Source organism: Desulfovibrio fairfieldensis (genome assembly GCF_001553605.1).
Taxonomy (GTDB): Bacteria; Desulfobacterota; Desulfovibrionia; order Desulfovibrionales; family Desulfovibrionaceae; genus Desulfovibrio; species Desulfovibrio fairfieldensis.
Genome location: NZ_CP014229.1, coordinates 3,082,363 through 3,101,194, shown reverse-complemented (window position 1 = coordinate 3,101,194; position 18,832 = coordinate 3,082,363). Strand labels below are relative to the sequence as shown.

At 60.5% G+C, this 18,832-nt stretch carries 15 protein-coding genes; 12 read left to right on the top strand and 3 right to left on the bottom strand.

The features are described 5' to 3' along the window. Window position 1 precedes the first annotated feature (1 nt). On the bottom strand, window positions 2-580 hold the full coding sequence (locus AXF13_RS13055) for an OmpH family outer membrane protein (protein ID WP_062253889.1): 579 nt from the start codon (window positions 578-580) through the stop codon (window positions 2-4). Between the two features lie 837 nt (window positions 581-1,417). Then, a complete protein-coding gene (locus AXF13_RS13045; RefSeq protein ID WP_062253885.1) occupies window positions 1,418-6,334 on the bottom strand; it encodes an autotransporter domain-containing protein in 4,917 nt (1,638 codons plus the stop codon). Window positions 6,335-6,830: 496 nt separating this feature from the next. Here AXF13_RS13045 and AXF13_RS13040 point away from each other — a divergent pair, with 496 nt between their 5' ends. The 11 genes from AXF13_RS13040 (at window position 6,831) to AXF13_RS13005 (ending at window position 17,382) form a co-directional block, all read left to right on the top strand. After that, window positions 6,831-7,088, top strand: a complete 258-nt coding sequence (locus AXF13_RS13040; protein WP_062253884.1) for a type II toxin-antitoxin system Phd/YefM family antitoxin — start codon at window positions 6,831-6,833, stop codon at window positions 7,086-7,088. A gap of 2 nt (window positions 7,089-7,090) precedes the next feature. Next, on the top strand, window positions 7,091-7,351 hold the full coding sequence (locus AXF13_RS13035; protein ID WP_062253882.1) for a Txe/YoeB family addiction module toxin: 261 nt from the start codon (window positions 7,091-7,093) through the stop codon (window positions 7,349-7,351). A gap of 385 nt (window positions 7,352-7,736) precedes the next feature. Beyond that, window positions 7,737-8,495 (top strand): hypothetical protein, encoded by a 759-nt coding sequence (locus AXF13_RS16885; RefSeq protein ID WP_150116181.1) that lies wholly within the window; start codon window positions 7,737-7,739, stop codon window positions 8,493-8,495. Window position 8,496: 1 nt separating this feature from the next. Then, a complete protein-coding gene (locus AXF13_RS16880; RefSeq protein WP_150116180.1) occupies window positions 8,497-9,033 on the top strand; it encodes a hypothetical protein in 537 nt (178 codons plus the stop codon). 3 nt (window positions 9,034-9,036) lie between these two features. After that, a complete protein-coding gene (locus AXF13_RS16875) occupies window positions 9,037-9,525 on the top strand; it encodes a hypothetical protein (RefSeq protein ID WP_150116179.1) in 489 nt (162 codons plus the stop codon). Window positions 9,526-9,868: 343 nt separating this feature from the next. Further along, on the top strand, window positions 9,869-11,050 hold the full coding sequence (locus tag AXF13_RS13030; RefSeq protein ID WP_062253881.1) for an aminotransferase class I/II-fold pyridoxal phosphate-dependent enzyme: 1,182 nt from the start codon (window positions 9,869-9,871) through the stop codon (window positions 11,048-11,050). A gap of 2 nt (window positions 11,051-11,052) precedes the next feature. Beyond that, a complete protein-coding gene (locus AXF13_RS13025) occupies window positions 11,053-12,408 on the top strand; it encodes a homoserine dehydrogenase (protein WP_062253880.1) in 1,356 nt (451 codons plus the stop codon). Window positions 12,409-12,637: 229 nt separating this feature from the next. Beyond that, complete coding sequence (locus AXF13_RS13020; RefSeq protein ID WP_062253878.1) at window positions 12,638-13,795, top strand: ATP-grasp domain-containing protein; 1,158 nt, start codon at window positions 12,638-12,640, stop codon at window positions 13,793-13,795. 11 nt (window positions 13,796-13,806) lie between these two features. Next, window positions 13,807-14,244: a secondary thiamine-phosphate synthase enzyme YjbQ gene (locus tag AXF13_RS13015; RefSeq protein ID WP_062253877.1), complete on the top strand. Its 438-nt coding sequence runs from the start codon at window positions 13,807-13,809 to the stop codon at window positions 14,242-14,244. Next, window positions 14,241-15,977: a cation:proton antiporter gene (locus AXF13_RS13010; protein WP_062254910.1), complete on the top strand. Its 1,737-nt coding sequence runs from the start codon at window positions 14,241-14,243 to the stop codon at window positions 15,975-15,977. Before AXF13_RS13015 ends, AXF13_RS13010 begins: the two co-directional genes overlap by 4 nt. Before the next feature lie 157 nt (window positions 15,978-16,134). Next, window positions 16,135-17,382 (top strand): DNA polymerase IV, encoded by a 1,248-nt coding sequence (locus AXF13_RS13005; RefSeq protein ID WP_062253875.1) that lies wholly within the window; start codon window positions 16,135-16,137, stop codon window positions 17,380-17,382. A gap of 198 nt (window positions 17,383-17,580) precedes the next feature. On the opposite strand, the gene AXF13_RS13000 is transcribed toward AXF13_RS13005, so the two are convergent. Next, window positions 17,581-18,375: a TlyA family RNA methyltransferase gene (locus AXF13_RS13000; protein ID WP_062253873.1), complete on the bottom strand. Its 795-nt coding sequence runs from the start codon at window positions 18,373-18,375 to the stop codon at window positions 17,581-17,583. 239 nt (window positions 18,376-18,614) lie between these two features. Here AXF13_RS13000 and rpmE point away from each other — a divergent pair, with 239 nt between their 5' ends. Next, window positions 18,615-18,827, top strand: coding sequence for a 50S ribosomal protein L31 (rpmE, locus tag AXF13_RS12995; protein WP_008683132.1), 213 nt, complete (start codon window positions 18,615-18,617; stop codon window positions 18,825-18,827). Window positions 18,828-18,832: the final 5 nt, after the last annotated feature.

Sequence of the window (18,832 nt, the reverse complement as noted above, 5' to 3'; positions counted from 1 at the left end):
CTTACTTCCTTTTTGCGCCGGGGGCGGCGTTGTGATTGGCTTGGCCGGGGGTTTCCGGCGTTTTCCCCTTCTCGCCGGGCAGCTTGACGGACACCACGGGCAACGCCGGGAAGACGGCCTTGCGGGCGTCCATGCCCTTGAGTATGGCTGCGGTGATGTCCAGGCTGGCGTCGGCGTCCAGCACATTCCGGCGGGGCAGAACCAGGGCGGCCTTGTGGGCCTTGCGCCAGGCTTTGACCTCTTCCAGCAACAGGCCGTTGACGACATTTTGTACGGCGGCCTCCTCGGCGGCCATCTGGCGGCGGAGGGCCAGCGCGCCGTCGCGGAGCACGGCCTCGCGCTCCTTGTCCGGAGCCTTGGCCCAGGCTTTTTGCAGATCGGCAAAGCCCTGTTCCAGGCGCCGACGGGCCTGGGCCAGATGGGCGCGCCCGGCCTCGGCGGCGCGGGATTGTGACATGATCCGCTCCAGATCGACCACGGCGGTCTGGGGCGCGGCGCTGGTGCTGCCCTCCAGACAGCCGCCCAGGAGGCAGGCGGCAAGGAGGGCCGTGAGGGCAAGCGTTGTTGCAGTGTGACGCATGGGGATGGTTTCCTGTTTTTATGTGTGTCGTGTCATTGAGGGCTTTTTTTATCCTGCCAGACGGAAAGGTCTTGTCATACGGATGATGTTCTGTGCGCCCTGCGGGCACGGGGGCTTACGGCGTGCCGCCGTTTTGGCCGCCTACGCGGCGTGCGGCAGGGGGCCGGGGGCGGCAGCCCCCAGGCCCCCTACAACCCCCTGCCCCCGCTGTACGTCGTAACGTGGTGACGCGGCGTCCCACGGGTCTTGCTCGCGTGGCTCGCTGCGCCCCGAAATCGCCGCGCGTCAATTTCCGGCAGCGGACGGCGTTTTGACTCGAAGCCCAGCCGTCAATGGCAATTGCGCGGCGCGGAGGGAGGCTTCAGCCGTTGGCGGCAAGGCAGCCTTACGGATGAAGACAGCAACGATAGGCGGCCCAAACGCCGGGAGGCGTAAAGCTCCTGTGCCCGCAGGGCACTATAAATCCAGTCCGGGCGACAAGCCCCCCTCGCCCCAAAAAACGGCGCGGCGGAATTCACCCGCCGCGCCGTTGCCCGCGCCCTTCAGGAAGGGACAAGAGCGCGGACTTCAGGAGGTGCCGCCCGCCGGGGAAGCGATGTCGGCGGACGGCAACCGGACCCGGGAAGCCCCCGCCTCCCGGATGTCCGGGCGCGGCGGCTCCTTACCCAATGGAGCCGCCGCGCTGATGTTAGAGGGTGTCGTCATGAGATGGATTTTCGTGCTATGTCAAGGAGAACGAGCCTTTTATGCAGGGAGTGTACTCTTCTGGTACTCGACCGAAATAAAAGGCGATGTTCGACGCGGAGATAACCGAAAAGACACTCATGGCGGCACCCTCTAGAACTCGTAGCGGAACGTCCCGAACACGCCGTGCGCCGTGCTCTTCGCGCCGAGCTGGATGTTGTAGTTCACGCCCAGGGACGTGGTATCGTTGCCGAATTCCAGGCCCAGGCCGCCCATGTAGGAGACGTAGTCCATGGTCTGAGTGTCCAGTTCCGCCTTGGTGCCCGTGCCGGTGAAGCGCACGTCGCTGCGGGCGTCAATGTCCCCGGCGGCCGGGATCACGGCCAGGTCCAGGCTGGGCTTGAAGTGCCAGCCGTTGCCCGTCTCGATTTGCTTGCTGAAGGCCACGCCCACCGGGAAGGTCCAGATGCTCTGGTTGATGGCGTCGCCCTTGAGCAGCGTGCCGCCGGACTTCACGTCGTATTCGTCGGTGTTCAGGCTCATGTAGCGCACGCCTACATGCGGGGTGATGTCCATGACGCTGGTTTCGAACCTGTATTCGCCGCGCAGGCCCGCACTGATGGCGTAGGCCGTCACGTCGCTCTTGAGCTTGCCCATCTGCATGCTTGCGGGCAGGTCCTGTTCCAGCTTGTTGTAGGTGGAGGTGTAGTTCACGTCGGCGGTCACGCCGAAGTTGTTCTGGGCCCAACCGGCATACGCGCCGATGCCCCAGAAGTTCATATTGTTGGTGGTTTCGTTGAGGTCGCCGGAGCCGGTGGCGTAGCCGCCGCCGATGTTGAAGGTGATGCCCGCGCGGATGGCGTTGTCGAAGGTGTAGTCCGCGCCGATGGCCACGCCGCCCAGGCCGCCGCTGAAGTCCATGTCGAAGTTTCCGGCCTTCATGCCGTAGCCGTTGCTGCTCTGGTACAGGGGCATGATCCACATGGCGAAGCCGGTCTTGGCGGCGTCTCCGGCGGAAGCGCCGGTTTGCATGGAGCCGTCCGGGGCCACGCTCTGGATGGCGTTGCCGCCGGGCTGGGCCAGGCTGGTACGCTGGGTCACGGCATTGCCCGCCGCGTTGCTGGCCGCCATGGTCATCTGCGGCACCGCGCCGACGAGCGCCATGCGCGCCGCGCTTTCAATGGTCACGGCGGCAGCGGCGTCATTGTTCAGATATTTTTCGCTGATGGCCCGGTTCAGGAATCGGACGCCCTTGGTCTCGGACATTTCACCGGCCGTGCCGGTGTTGCCCGCCAGGGCCATGTTGTTCACCACCTTGACCAGTTCGCCGTCGAGCTTGGGCATGAAGGCGGCGGCGGAAGTCAGCGCGCCCTTGTATTCGCCGGTGGCGCTCTTTTCCAGATGCACCAGCTTGGAGTCCGTGGAGAGGTTCGCGCCCACCCAGGCCGTGGAGTCGGCTTCGGTCGTGGGGGTAGTACCATCAGCTTTAAGGTAGTTTGTTGTCGTGAAACCATCCACCACAGTGTAGTCCGCACCGATTTTCGCCCCGGCGATGCGCAGTTTCGCCCCGTCGGTCAGGTTGAGCGTGCCGCCGGTCGCGGTCAGAGCCACATTGCCGCCGGTCGCCGCGTCGGCGTTGACCACCAGCAGGGATTTGCCGGAGAAGTCGGCAGTGTTGGCGGCGGGACTCAGCGAAGTGACGCCGCTATTCGTCTTGGTGCCGTCCACCTGAATGCCGCCATTGGTGTTATCCAGCGTCTGGGAACTGTAAATACCCAGCACGGAATCCACGCCGTTCCGGGTCAGGCCCGCGCCGTTGGTCGCGGCATTGACCTGGGAGGTCAGCCAGTTCGCGTCCGCGCTGCCGATAAGCAGCATGGAATTCTGGCCCACGCCCGCAAGCACATCGATGTCGCCGCTGTCAAAGTCGCCGACAGCCATCACGTTGGAGCCGGAAGTCCAGGCCGGGTCGATAAGCAGGCTGCCGCCCGCCATGTCCAGAGTGTTGACCGTCAGGCTGGTGGCCACGGTGTCTGTGTCCGAACCCACCTTGATGGTCTGTCCAGCGCCGGTCAGCGTATCCACCGTGACTTGCGCGCCGTTGCTGATTTCGCCGCCGCCGGACAGGGTCACGGCGTTGCCCGTGAAGCTGCCGCCCTCAATGGTCGCCGCGCTGGTCACGGTCAGATCGCCCACTACCGCCTGGGCATTGTCCAGAGCCAGAGAGCCCACGGAGCTGGCGTTGCTACCAGTCCCGCTGAGATCCAGGTAACCGTCAGTGATGGCCACAGTGCCGCTACCGGTCTTCAGAGTAGTGGCACGCACCTGGGTGGCCGTCACGTTTCCATTTGCAACCTGAGTATCAATAATGCCGCCCGAATGGACACTGGTGGCCTCAATGGCACCAGCGGTAATTTTTTCAAGCCCATACAGGTTCAGACTTTTGCCGGAGGCGGCGGTGATGCTAGAACTGCCAGCATTAATCTCACCCAAGGTGGCCTCAATGAGACCGCTGGCGTTGCTCGCGCCAGCAGTCAGGGTCACGTCGCCGGTGGTGGAATGGATTGTGCCGTTGTTCAGGCCGGTCACAGCGCTGGTAACAGTGATGTTACCTGTGGCCTTGACTATGCCGTTGTCGGCGGTCAGGGCGTCAGTGTTGATGGAAGCTGCGTTGATGGTGCCGCTGTTGGCATTGACGGTGCCGACCTTAGTTCCCGCAACGCCGATAGCTTCGGCATTCAGGGTTGCGCCGGTCGCGTTGATCACGCCGCCACCGTCAGTTTGGGCCGTGATGTCGCCGGTGATGAAAGACGCGCCGCCGTTGCCCATGGCGTTGAGCGTGCCGGTGCCGGTCAGCGTCACATTGCCCACCGTGCCCTGATTGTCCTTGCCCGCTTCGCCCAGAATCGCGGTGCCGGTGTTCGCCACCGTGAGAGCGCCCGCATTGTCGCTCGCGTCCGCGATGATGTTGCCGCCGTTCGCGCCGGAGAGCTGCAAGGTGCTGTTGGCGGCCACGCTCAGGGAAGTGGTCCCGGCCTGAAGTTCCGCACCCGCGTATGCGCCGGAGAGAGCGCCGTTCACATCCGTGACCGTGGCTTCGCGCAGGCTGTCGCTGGTGGTATTGCTCAGTTTTTTCGCGTCGGTATACGCAATAGTACTGCCGCCGCTGACGCCGCTGATATCGGCGTCGGCCACGTCAAGGAGACCGTTGCCGGTCATTAGGTTGGTTTTGAGCGTACCAAGATCGGCGGCGGTAATGCTTCCGATGCCGCTGACCTTGAAGGTGCCGCCGCCATTGATAGTGAGCACTTGGCCTACATTGTCCCAGTCAGTCGTTGTGGTCAGAGAATCTTTGGAAGCAACCAGAGTCCCAAGATTTTCCACTGTGGCTGCAACGCCGTTCGTGGTCTTCAGCGTGCCTTTGCTCACATCCAGCTCGGCGGGAAGGTTGCCCGCGTAGTCGATGTCCGTTCCGCCGCCCACGGTGAGCGCGCCGCCCTGGATGTCCAGGGTTTTGCCCTCGGCCAGGGTCCAGGCTCCACCGTTCACAGTCACCTTGGCGTTGTTGCCCGTGGCCGTAATGTCGGCATTCAGGCTGCCGCCGGGATTGACCGTGCCGTCAGACTTCACCTCGCCCAGCTTCAGTTCGGCGTTACTGCTGCTGCCGTCGACTTTCAGGCCGCCCGTGCCTCCGACGGAAAGCGTTGAAGAACCGTCTTCGCCCTTGAGCATGAGTTGGCCGGAGGACAGGGTGAAGGCTTGAGCAGCGTTCGGCGTCAGGGTCAGGCTGTTGACCTTGATTCTTCCCTTTTTATTGATCGACAGAGAATCACCGGTCAAAGTCAGATTCTGGACCTGAAGGCTGCCGTTGGCATCCACTGTAATCGATTTGCCGTCACTCTTATCGCCCAAAGTCGAAGTGGCCAGAGTGACATTTTCAGCCGTACCCAGACGAATCTTGGCATATCCGTTCTGGTCCGCGCCATAGCCATCAGGATCGTAACCGAGATAGACCTTGCCTGTCCCGGCCGTCAGATCTGTCAACGCCACATTGCCGTTCAGATTGAGTTCGCCTTCAACATGCAGGGTCCCCGCGCTGCTCAGCGTGCCGCCGCTGAGATTGTATTCCACGCCTCTATTGATGTTCAGCGCGCCGCCAGCCGCCACCGCCACCGTGCCGCCGGTCTGGTTGACCGTGGCGTCGCCGCTGGCCTTGAGGGCGTTGGCAAGGCCTTGTTTCTTGGCCAGCGCACCGGCCAGGGTCAGGTTGCCCTTCACGTCCAGGGTGCCGCCGTTGATGTTGACCGCATTGGCGGTCAGCACGCCATACTTGGAGGCAGACACGCTGATTTTGCCGTTGCCGGTGAGGGTCAGGGCGTTGTCCGCGCCGTAAGAGCGCAAAATGGCGGCCTTGCCGCTGTCGCCGCCCAACGCCACTTCGCCGCCGCTGATGTTGACCTGTCCGCCCACCACTTGGCCGTAGTCACCCACGGTGATTTTGCCGCCGCTTACGGTGGTGGCCGCGCCGTTCAGGCCGCCCACCAGCATGGCCCCGTCATCCCAGTTGGTGCCGCCGCCGATCCGCCCGGCAATGTTGGCCGTGCCGCCGCTGATAGTTACGGCATCCATCTGCAACTGGCTGCTGCTAATTTCCAGCTTGCCGCCGGTCATGCCAAAGGAGCCGGTCCAGGTGTCGGCCGCCTCGCTGGCGTTGTCCGTGGTGCCCAGCAGGCCGTGCGGGCCGGTATTGAGGGTCAGCATGCCGCCGTCATTCAGGGTGGTCGCACCGCTCACATAGAGATGGCCGGTGCTGGAACTGACGGTCAGGCTGTTGCCCGCGCCGCCGATGGTCAGGTTTTTGGCTTGCTCGCTCTGTGTCACGGATACCGAGCTCTCAATCACCACATCCTGATCCGCCCCCCAAGGAACCGCCGCCACGGCCAGACCCGCGCCGCCCAGGACCAGCGCCCCGGCCACGGCCAACGAGCCGAAGACATTGAGCAGGCCGCATTTTTTGAGTACAGCCCGGTATTTGTTAACAAGATTGCCGATAGCGCCCTTCGTCAGCATAGCATACCTCCCAGGAGCATCCGCTCCTCAAGAATTCATACGGAGCCCAATGCTCCTTTCCTTTACCGACAGATGTACTGTCGGTTTCCGGCTGGGCTTCGAGAATTTGTGGGAGAGCTATCTTGATGAAATAATGAGTATTTTTATAAAGTAGAAATTGGGAATTTTTTATCAGCGAGATGCTATTGCAAATTTATGCGGCTGAAAGTATCATTATTCAATAACTCATTGACAGTACATCTGTCGATGAATTGTATACATATCCGCTGGATATGCGTGCGGACATTTTTGATCTCTGTCGGAAGTGCAGTGTAACATGCCGTTTTTTCTGCTTTTCAGGTCCGGAATAAGGCCTCTGGCCTGAACGGCCCCGGTGGAGGAGATGAGGGGATGCGGAGAGGGCGACACGTGGCCCGTTGCGCGCATTTCCTATGTGGGCAGAAGTTCTTGACATACTCTCCAGTTGTACATATTTTTGTACAAAATGGAGTTTGTCATGAGCCAGGCCATTACCTATTCCGAGGCCCGTCAGAATCTGGCGGAAACCATGAATCGCGTATGCGACACGCATACGCCCCTGATCATCACCCGACGCAAGTCCCAACCAGTGGTCATGCTTTCGCTGGAGGACTACAGCAGTCTGGCTGAAACCTCCTATCTGCTGCAAAGTCCCGCCAATGCCGAGCGGTTGCGGGCGGCCCTAAGCGCCGCGGCCAAGGGGGAAACCACGCTTCGCCGGCTTGAGGAGGCATAGGCGTGCTGCTTGCCTGGACGCCGCAAGCCTGGGAGGATTACCTCTACTGGCAAGGTACGGACAAAAAAATCCTCAAACGTATCAACGCGCTTCTCCGTGACGCCCTGCGCGACTTCGGTTCTGGACTGGGCAAACCGGAAGCGTTGAAATTCGATCTCAACGGCTGCTGGTCACGCCGGATTGATCTCGCCCACCGCCTCGTCTATCGAGTGGATGAGCCCGCCGGACAGTTCATTGTGCTGCAATGCCGTTATCACTACTGACAAAAGCCCGTCCGCGCCTCCGCCGCGCCGCCCGGCTTATACAGCTTTGGTCTGGAGTGTTTGATTTTTTTTGAATCCAAGATATCCTAAAGCAGAGTGTCCTTGAAAGGTTTCACTTTTTCAAAGGCTCATTCAGCTAAAAAAGGCGGTTGCCGCTGCTGTCGATCTCCGTATGGTTCTGTTATGCCAAAGAAGACAGCTCTTCGATGTACGCGCCTGATGGCGGCCATCAGGGGTATGCCTGTACAGGCAAAGCACTCTGGGAACCTTGATAACTGCGATGCGCCGTTAGAGCATTTCAAGGTTGAAATACTCTAATATCAAAAGAAATGTCTTTACAAAAAATATATTTCTACGCTCAGTAGCTGGAAAATAGGTGTTAGCTATGCATTCAAAAATTATACCGATTAAGACTGAGCACGCACTTGCAGAAAGTGTCGTTTTTTTTACTCTATCCAAAAAAGCGGCAACATATATAGAATTTTTTAAAGATATATATTTATCTAATTTAATTGATAAAGAATGTGTTGTAAAGCGCACTCAAAAGCGTTCGTCAACAGAGATAGCATTACTAAAAAACGATAATATAATTTGGAAAATCATATTTGTTGATAAATGTATAGGTGTTGAGTGCCATGAATATACGAGATGGAGCAAATTTTTTGATATTGCAAAAAATATATTTTCTAACCTTGATGCATTTATATTAAATGATATAAAAGGCATAGGATTGTATGTTGAAGATGAATTTGATGTTATGATGGAAAAGGAGACAGGGAGAGATTTCGCGCTTAATGAACTTTTTAATAAAAAATCAAAATTTATAGTTCCTGTTTTTTTTGATACAAAATATCCACCGGCGCTCTCAGCGTACAGGTTTCATGAACATAATATACAATGTAAAAATTTTTCATATTGTTTGGAGAATGATATAAAAATCATAGCAAATTTTTCAGACAGTGGGTTAAATTTTATTGTTGCACATCGGCAAATTTCTTCTTTTAGAGATAAAAAGGGGAAAATTGGGAATACCGATATTAGAGAGATTTTTGAAACATTGACCCAAGTAATGCATGAACGCAATAAGGAATATGTGTCAAATATTTTAGAAAAAGACGTATTAAAAAGCATTGGATTGATGTAATATGCAATATCCTTTATCACAAGACGCCCTGATGCAGGGCTTCTGGATGGGCATTGCGGCCTCATTTTCAGCGATAAACGGTGCATATGAGAGGGAAGCGTGTTCGTCCAATTGCAATAGTATTGAACAGATTGTTTTTAGCAAAAAAGCTCCTCCTATTGCTGTTTCTTCGATCACTGAATATAAGTCATGCATAGAGCAACTTTTATCTGAAATCGATGAATATTATGATCTTCCTGAAGGCTGGGATAATGAATTAGAGGAAAAAACCAATCCGACCTGCCTGAGCCTTGCTAAAAAATTTGTATGTCTGCTTCAGCCCGCACACAAAATACCGGAATTTTCTGCCGCGACAGGTGAAGAAGTCGCCTTATATTGGCAAGAAGAGAATTTTTATTTTATTATTCACTTTTTCCAAAATAATTCTTTAAGATATTTTTGTAAGACCTCCAATTCCCAGATTTCGGGTGAAATTTTGTCTTTTTCTGACTCCATTCCCCAAGAAATTGAACTTCATATTTTAAAGAGACAGAGTTAAGGTATGAGTCAGATTGTTCGCTGGGTGCACCCCAAAAAAGTGAATAAAAACGGCACACTCAAGCCTTCAGCTTTTCCTCTAAGCCAGATATTGAAAGCAATGAACAGGTTGCCATCTGGAAAATGTGATAGCGGCACAATTTCCCTGGCTTCCTTTTTACTCTTAACAGCGCAAAATAAAGATGCAGCCAAGGCTAATGCCTGTAGCTATTGTTCAAGGGGTGCGAGACAAAACAGCACCTGGGATGACAGCGAGGAATGCGATTGCGAGAACCATGACATTGGTGCAAGGGGGGCGTGTACAACAAAAGATATTTTGTCAGAAATGGATTTTTCTCTGCAGAAGGCAATCAGTGAAGATAACCCGCTCCATGTTTTGTTATGCGCGAATTCAGAATTTGAAGGTAATGATCGAAATGACCCCGCTGCGATCCAAAAGCAATTGATAGACTCTTTTTCTGATATACAAACAGTAAAAAATTTATTTCAGTAATTGAATATTGCCCCCGCATCCTTGTTGCAATTTTTTATTTTAGTTTATTTTTTATATAATCCTTATAGTCGCAGCATGACTTTTCGTCACAAAAAATATTTTTCCTTTCGTTAAGGCTGCGAATTTTCAGCGTAGCGACCTCCAGTCAGGTTTGGGTTCCGCACATCCCACCCAGGCGGCGCGTCTTTACAAAAAGACGCGCCGCTGGCTATTCTGCACGCCAAGCCGGGCCGCGCGCCGTGCGCGCCCGACCTCTGGGGCAAGGAAACTTTGAGAATGTCTATTCTCAAAGTTAATCCGCGCCGGGGTCCGGGGGGCCGGTTCAAAACAAGCGAGAAGCACAATGGAAGAGTTTTCGCGTATCCAGCGCCTGCCTCCTTATGTCTTTGCCGTCGTGGGCGACCTCAAGATGAAGTTGCGTCGGCAGAATATCGACATCGTGGATTTCAGCATGGGCAATCCCGACATTCCCACGCCGGGCCATGTGGTGGACAAGCTGGTGGAGGCCGCGCAAAAACCGGTCAACCACCGCTATTCCCTGTCCAAGGGCATCCCCAATCTGCGCAAGGCCGTCTGTGACCGTTACGCCCGCCTCTACGGCGTGGAACTGGACCCGGAACGCGAAGCCATCGTGACCATGGGCTCCAAGGAAGGCCTGGCCCACCTCTCCCTGGCCATGCTGGAGCCCGGCGATGTGGTGCTGGCTCCGGACCCCACCTATCCCATCCATAAATATGCGCCGATCATCGCGGGCGCGGACGTGCGCAGCGTGCCCATCGGCCCGGGACGCGACTTTTTCGAGGATCTGACCGCCGCCACCCGCCAGGCCTGGCCCAAGCCCAAGCTGCTTTTCCTCTGCTATCCGCACAATCCCACCACCGAGGTGACGGACCTGGATTTCTTCCGCAAGGTGGTGGCCTTCGCCAAGGAGAACGGCCTCTGGGTCGTCCATGACCTGGCCTACGCGGATCTGGTTTTCGACGGCTACAAGGCCCCCAGTTTCCTTCAGGCCGAAGGGGCCAAGGATGTGGGCGTGGAGTTCTACACCCTGTCCAAGAGCTATTCCATGCCCGGCTGGCGTGTGGGCTTCTGTCTGGGCAATCCGCGTCTGGTGCACGCTCTGGCCCGGATCAAGAGCTATCTGGACTACGGCATCTTCCAGCCTATCCAGATCGCTTCCACCGTGGCCCTCAACGGGCCGGAGGACTGCGTGCACGAAATTTGCGACATCTACCGCGAGCGCCGCGACCGCCTCATTGAGGGGCTGGGGCGCATCGGCTGGGAGGTGCCCTCGCCCAAGGCCACCATGTTTGTCTGGGCGCGCATTCCCGAGCCCTTCCGCAAGATGGGTTCCGTGGAATTTTCCAAATTGCTGCTGACCGAGGCGCAGGTGGCCGTATCGCCGGGGCTGGGCTTCGGTTCCTACGGCGACGAGTACGTGCGTTTCGCCCTCATTGAAAACGAGCACCGCACCCGGCAGGCCATCAGCAATATGCGCCGCCTGCTCTCGGGCGCGCCGGAGTAAGCATGACGAAAGCCAACGAAAGCAAACCCCTGGTGGCCGGTCTGGCCGGTTTCGGCACGGTGGGCGGCGGCCTGGCGCGTCTGCTCAAGGAAAACGCGGACATCATCCGCCGCCGCACGGGCCGCGACATCGTGGTCAAGCGCGTGCTGGTGCGCAACGCCCAGAAGGCCCGCAACGTGCCGCTGCCCGAGGGCGCGGAACTGACCACCGACCCGGCGCTGCTCACCGACGATCCGGATATCGACGTGCTGGTGGAGCTCATCGGCGGCATTGACCAGGCCCGCGCGCTCATCGACCGCGCCCTGGACCAGGGCAAGCATATCGTCACGGCCAATAAGGCCCTGCTGGCCGAGGAGGGCCTGGCCCTCTTCCAGAAGGCCGAGCGCAAAAAGCGCATTCTGCGCTATGAGGCCAGCGTGGCCGGGGCCATCCCCATTGTCCAGGCCCTCAAGGAAAGCCTGACCGGCAACCGCATCGAGTCGCTGATGGGCATTCTCAACGGTACCAGCAATTACATCCTGTCGGAAATGACCTCCAACGGCCTGGATTTTGACCTGGCCCTCAAGCAGGCCCAGGAGCTGGGCTACGCCGAGGCCGATCCCACGCTGGACATCGACGGGCACGACGCGGCCCACAAGCTGATCCTGCTGATCCGCCTGGCCCACGGGGTCAATTATCCCTACACGGCCCTGTCCGTGCGCGGCATCCGGGGGCTTTCGGCCATGGACATCCGTCTGGCGCGCGAGTTCGGCTACCGTATCAAGCTCATCGGCCAGGTGCGCGAAGTGCGTTGCCCCGATGCGAAAAAGGACGGCAAGGAGTGCGCGGGCGACGGTTTTGACCGTCCGGTCCGCCTGGAAGCCGGGGTCTTTCCGGCCCTGGTGCACCATACCTTTCTGCTGGCGCGCGTGGGCGGCGTGTACAATGCCGCGCGGGTGGAGGCCAACGCGGCCGGGGCGCTCTTCTTCCACGGGCGCGGAGCCGGGGATCTGCCCACGGCCGGGGCCGTGCTGGCCGACCTGATGGCCGTGGCCCGCGAGGAGCGGCCCAACAACACGGGCTTTGTGGGCAAGGAACTGCCCAAGGCCGCCATTGTGCCGCCCGAGGAATGGCGCTCCTGCTACTACGTGCGGGTCATGGTCCAGGACGCGCCCGGCGTGCTGCGGGACATTTCCGGCTGCATGGCCGCCGAGGGCATCAGCGTGGCCCAGATGATCCAGAAAGCGGATGAGGGCCAGGGCGTGCCCCTGGTTTTCATGACCCATGAAACATCGGCCAGAGCCATGAGCGACGCCCTCCAGCGCGCGGTGGACGCGGGCCTGCTCAAGGAACCGGCGGTGTATTTCAGGGTGCTGTAGAAAGCGGCAATGCGGCGGCGGGTTCCGGAAGGGGCCCGCCGCTTCTCGTTTCGGTCGCGCCCGCAGGCCCCCCTCCCCCCCCCCCTCGACCCCGCCCCGCAAGTCTGGCATTCTTACGGCTGCCCGCCGGGGCAGGTTTGCCTCCGGTCCGGCGCGCCGCCGCGGCGGCCGGAAGGCGGCGCATGCATGTTCAACAATCAGACAGCATCAGCGGAGCCACGGCCCAACCATGATCATTCTCGATGAACCCTATGTCTCGCCGGAGCTGGCCGCCTACGCCGCCGCCCGGCAGGAATCCGTACTGGATAACGCCACGGCCCGCGCCTGCGCGCGCGAATACGGGGCGGCCCTTAATCTGGTGTCCGACGACGCCTTCGCGGCGCTCTGCCGGGGCGCGCCCCGCCTGTACACTTGTTCGGAAAACGCCCTGGAGTGGGTGTACAAAAAATCCGGCAACAACGCGCTGGTGGAACGCATCTGGCGGCTGAAGGACAAGGCGGCCTGCCGGGATCTGCTGGCCCCGCTCTATGGGGATTTTTTCTTCCGCCGGGTCACTCCGGCGGAGCTGGCGGTACTGCCCTTTGAGGAACTCAAGGTTCCCTGCGTGCTCAAACCCGCGGTGGGTTTTTTCAGCCTGGGCGTGTACAGCATTGAAAACGCGGCCCAGTGGGAGGCGGCCAAGGCCGCCGTGACCGAGGACGCCGCCCGCTGGAGCGAGCAATACCCGCCCGAGGTTGTGGGCGGCGGCACTTTCCTGCTGGAGGAATACATCCAGGGCGAGGAATACGCCGTGGACGTCTACTTTGACGAGCAGGGCCGGGCCGTGGTCTGCGACATTCTGCGGCACGAATTTTCCTCGGCTGCGGACGTCAGCGACCGCCTCTACTATACGAGCCGGGAGATCATCGAAAGCCGCCTGACTGAGTTCGAGGCCTGGTTCAACCGGGTCAACGGCCTGTTGGGCCTGCGCAATTTCCCGGTCCATGTGGAGCTGCGCCGGGACGACAAGGGCCGCATCGCGCCCATTGAATTCAATCCCCTGCGTTTCGCGGGCTGGTGCTCCACAGACGTCAGTCTTTTTGCCTGGGGTTTCCACTCCTACGGCTGCTTTCTGGAAGGCAGGCGTCCGGACTGGGAACGGGCCCTGGCCGGCAAGGCCGGGAAGCTCTATACCCTGATGGTGCTGAACAAGCCCGAAAACTGCTCGCCGGTGCAGAGCTTTGACTACGACGCCCTGCGCCGGGATTTCGGCAAGGTGCTGCATTTGCGGCCCTGCGATTTCAGGCGTTTTTCCCATTTCGGCTTTTTGTTTACCGAAACTCCGGCGGACCGGCGGGAAGAGCTGGACCGCATTATCCGTTCCGACCTTACGGAATATATGCAGTAAGGACATGTTTTATGTACAAACTCGAATTCACTACCAACGCGCGTTGCGAAATGCGCGACATTACCCCGGAGCTGCGCGCCCTGGCGGGCCGCATGGCCCGTGAGCGGGGTTGGCGGCAGGGAGCTCTGGCCCTGTTCTGCCCGCATACCACCTGCGGTCTGACCGTCAACGAAGGCGCGGACCCGGACGTGCGGCGCGACATGCTGGCCTTTTTCAGCCGCCTCGCGCCGGAGCAAGGCGACTACCGCCATGCCGAAGGCAACAGCGACGCCCACATCAAGGCCAGCCTGCACGGCCCCTCCCTGCTGCTTCTGATGGAGGACGGCGAAATCCGCCTGGGCACCTGGCAGTCCGTCTATCTCTGTGAGGGCGACGGCCCGCGCCGCCGTTCCCTCTGGCTGCAATGGCTGCCCGGCGAAAACGGAGAATGCGGGGAGGCCCGGCCATGAGCGGCACGCATGAAGTCACTCTGATCCTGACTCTGGCCGGTGGCCTTTCCGCCGCCCTGGTACTGGGTTTCATCACCCAGAAGCTGCATCTTTCGCCCCTGGTGGGCTATCTGCTGGCGGGCGTGCTGGTGGGCCCGCATTCGCCGGGCTTTGTGGCCGACGCGGCCACGGCGGCCCAATGCGCGGAGATCGGCGTGATCCTGCTGATGTTCGGCGTGGGCCTGCATTTCCATCTCAAGGACCTGCTGGCCGTGCGCAATATCGCCGTGGCCGGGGCTGTGGCCCAGATCGGCCTGACCACCGTGGCCAGCATGGGCATATTGTCCCTGTTCGGTTTTTCGCTCCTGGCCGGGGCCGTGTTCGGCATGTCCGTTTCCGTGGCCAGCACCGTGGTGCTGACCCGCGTGCTTTCCGACAACCACGCCCTGCACACCCGCACCGGCCATGTGGCCCTGGGCTGGCTGGTGGTGGAGGATCTCTTCACCATTCTGCTTCTGGTGCTGCTGCCCGCCGTGCTTACGCCCGAAGGCGGCGTCAGCGGCGGCGGTTTCTGGTCCGCCCTGGGCCTGACCCTGCTCAAGCTGGCCGCGCTTTCCGTGTTCACTCTGCTGGTGGGCCAGAAGCTGATCCCGCTTTTCCTGGGCTATGTGGCGCGCACCGGCACCCGCGATCTCTTCACCCTGGCGGTCATCGCCCTGGCGCTGGGCATTGCCGTGGCCGCCGCGCTCTTTTTTGACGCCTCCATGGCCCTGGGCGCGTTTCTGGCGGGCATGGTGGTGGGCCAGTCCGATTTCAGCGCCCGCGCCGCCGCCGAAGCCCTGCCCCTGCGCGACGCCTTTGCCGTGCTCTTTTTCGTTTCCGTGGGCATGCTTTTCGACCCGGCGGCCCTGCTCAGCGACTGGCCCCTGATGCTGGCGACCCTGGGCATCATTATTGTGGTCAAGCCGCTGGCGGCTCTGCTCATGACCACCCTGTTCCGGAAGCCTCTGCGCCTGAGCCTGTCCGTGGCCGTGGCTCTGGGCCAGATCGGCGAATTTTCCTTCATTCTGGCGGCCATGGGCATCAGCCACGGCCTGTTCGGACCCGAGGTGAACAACGCCATCATCCCGGCGGCCATGATTTCCATTACCCTCAACCCCCTGCTGTACCGGCGCATTGACGGCGCGGTCCGCTGGCTGGAGCGGCACGGCCCGGCCTGGCTCTCCCGCTCTCCTTTGCCGCGTCTGTCCGCCGAGGCTGTGGGGGCTGGCGGGACCGTCGAGGAAAACGAGCCCCACCGCGTGGTTGTGGTGGGTTACGGCCCGGTGGGCCGCAACCTCTGCCGCATCCTGCGCGACAGCGACATCACGCCGGTGGTGGTGGAAAACAACATCGACACGGTGCGCAAACTGCGCGCCGACGGCAAACCGGCGGTGCACGGCGACGCGGCCCAGGCCGAGGTGCTGCGCGAAGCCGGACTGGAACGGGCCGAGGCCCTGCTGCTGACCACGCCGTCCATTCCGGCCCGTGAAGTGACGCCCATTGCCCGCTCGGTCAATTCCGGCATCCGTATTCTGGCCAATACCGCCTTCCTGAGCGAGGCCCGTGCCCTGCGCAAGCTGGGCGTGGCCGAGGTCTTCAGCGGCGAACGGGAAGTGGCCCTGGCCATGTCCGAATTCCTGCTGCACGACCTGGGGGCCACGGACGCCCATGCGCAGAGTGAATTGCAGCGCCTGCGCGAGGAACTGGAATAGCCGTGCCATGTTCTTTTGTCCGCTGGCTGCGTCAGGCGAGCTTTGTATTCCGGTCGAGGACCGGCAGAGTCCACTCCCGTCATAAAAAGCTCGCCTTCCTTGCCGGCGGGCAAAATTCCTATGGCACGGCCTTGCTGGGGGCAAAACCGGATTCACCATGATTCTGCACCTGGATATGGACGCCTTTTTTGCCGCTGTGGAGCAAATGGACAACCCGGAACTGCGCGGCAAACCGGTGATCATCGGCGGCGGCCTGCGCGGGGTGGTGTCCACGGCCTCCTATGAGGCGCGGGTCTTCGGCGTGCATTCGGCCATGCCCATTGTCACGGCCCGGCGGCTCTGCCCGCAGGGCATCTTTGTCCACGGCCGCCGTCATCGTTATTCCGAGCTTTCGCGTGCCATCATGGCGGCCTTGGGCGATTTTTCCCCTTTGGTGGAACCGGCCAGCATCGACGAGGCCTATCTGGACGCCACGGGCCTCACGCGTTTGTTCGGCCCGCTGGAAGAGCTCATCGCGCGGATCAAGAGTCGGGTGGCCGAGGTGACGGGCGGCCTGACCTGCTCGGTGGGGGCCGCGCCCGTGAAGTTTCTGGCCAAGATCTGCTCGGATGTGAACAAGCCCGACGGCGTGTTCATCCTGCGGCCCGAGGATGTGGATGATTTCCTCCTGCCCCTGGAAGTGGGCCGCCTGCCCGGCGTGGGACGGCGCATGGTGGAGAGCCTGCGGGATCTGGGCATTGTGACCGTGGCCCAGTTGCGCCGCTACAGCCCGGAATTTCTGGAAAAGCGCTACGGCAAATGGGGCCGGGCCCTGCATGAGCGGGCCTGCGGCATTGATCCGCGCCCGGTCACGCCCGAGCGGCCCATGAAAAGCGAGAGTGCGGAATGCACCTTTGAGCGGGACACCCGCGACCGGGAGTTTCTGATCCGCATGCTTCTGGCCCACGCCGAGCGGGTGGGCGCCTCGCTGCGGCGACACAAGCTCAGCGGCCGGACCATCACCCTGAAGGTCAAGTTCGCGGATTTTCGCCAGATCACCCGGTCCCGCACCCTGGCGGAAGCCACCAACGCCACGGAGACCATTTTTGAGACCGGCCGGGAACTGCTGCGCGAACTCAAGCTGCCACAGGCCGTGCGGCTCATCGGCCTGGGTGTTTCCGGTTTTGAGGAGAATCCGGTCCAGCTTCTTCTGCCGGGCCGGGACCTGAGCAAGGCGCTGGGCAAGGGCGGTCATGATCCGCAACAGGAGGCCAAACGGCGCAAGCTGGACCAGGCCCTGGACACGCTGCGCGGGCGTTTCGGCAAGGAGGCCGTGCAGCGGGGCAGGCTGTTCCGGCCGGGCGAGGCTGGTGCGGAGGAAAAGCCGGGCAAAGAAAAGAAGGGCGGCAGGACGAAAAAAACGTGAGGTTCCGGCAACGCGACGAGTGCCTGGCGGACGCGCCGGGGGCGCTAGAGCATTTCAACTTTGAAAAAGTTGGAATGCGAGGCGGTGAGCAAATCGAGCCGCCCGCCGCAACGCGGTGTGGATTCAGCCGAAGAATGCGGTCTTCGGCTGAATGAACCTTTGAAACGTGTAGCGTTTCAAAGGCAATCTGCTCCAGGTTCAGTCCCGCCGGTTCTTTCGAAACAGGGCCATGTATTCCTGATTTCCTTTGGGCCCCTTGACGGCGGCGGGCAGCACGCCCTCGCTCGCCAGACTCAGGTTGGCCGCGCAAAAGGCCAGAATCTTGTCCACCGCGCGCTGGCGGGCGGCTTCGTCGCGTACCACGCCCTTGACCGTTTCGCCGGGCCCCAGCTCGAACTGGGGCTTGATCAGCACGGCCGCCAGACCGCCGGGCTTCAGCCAGGTCATGCACGGCGGCAGCACCAGCGTCAGGGAAATAAAGGAGACATCCGCCACCACCAGGTCCACGGCTTCGGGGATCAGCTCCGGCGGCGCGTGGCGCAGGTTCACGCCTTCCAGGCTGACGACCCTGGAGTCGGCGCGCAGTTTTTCATGCAACTGGTTGCGGCCCACGTCCACGGCGTAGACCCGCGCGGCCCCGCGCTGGAGCAGGCAGTCCGTGAAGCCGCCGGTGGAGGCTCCGGCGTCCAGGCAGACCAGGGCGCTCACGTCCAGATGGAAGTGGTCGAGGATGGTCAGCAGCTTGTAGGCCCCCCGGCTCACGTAGCGTTCGCTTTCCAGCAGGGCGAAGCGCGTTTCCGTGGGGTAGGGGTGGCCGGGCTTGGGCACGCGCTGCGGCGGCGCGCCGGGCGGCAGCAGGGGCTCGCCGTCCGGCCCGGTGGGCGAAAGGACGATCTGACCGGCCATGATCAGGCGGCGGGCCTGCTCCCGGCTTTCGGCCAGGCCCTGTTCAAAGGCCAGTTGGTCGGCGCGCTGACGCTTGTCTTTGGGCATGGGGCAGATATAGCCGCTCGGAGCCGCGCTGGCAATGGCGGTCCGCCCGCCTGATCCCGGCGCGCGAGGCGCTTGCCAAGCGACAAAAAGAGGTCTATATATGTCATCCCTGTCTGATATTCCCTTCAGGCAGAGTAAAAAAATTGCGCGGCGTCCGTAAAGGTCAGGCCCGTGCCGGTCCATTCCGGCAAGGCGGGCTGCTCGAAGCCGGGTCCGGCCGACTGCGACGAGGTTTTGTCATGAAAAAAGACATTCATCCCAAAGTGTTCATGGCCACCATTACCTGCGCCTGCGGCCATGAGGAGCAAGTGCTCTCCACCAAGGGCGAACAGGTGCATGTGGAAGTCTGCTCCGCCTGCCATCCCTTCTTCACCGGCAAGCAACGCTTCCTGGATACGGCCGGCCGCATTGACCGCTTCCGTAAAAAGTACGCCAAGTTTGAGCAGAAGTAAGCGCG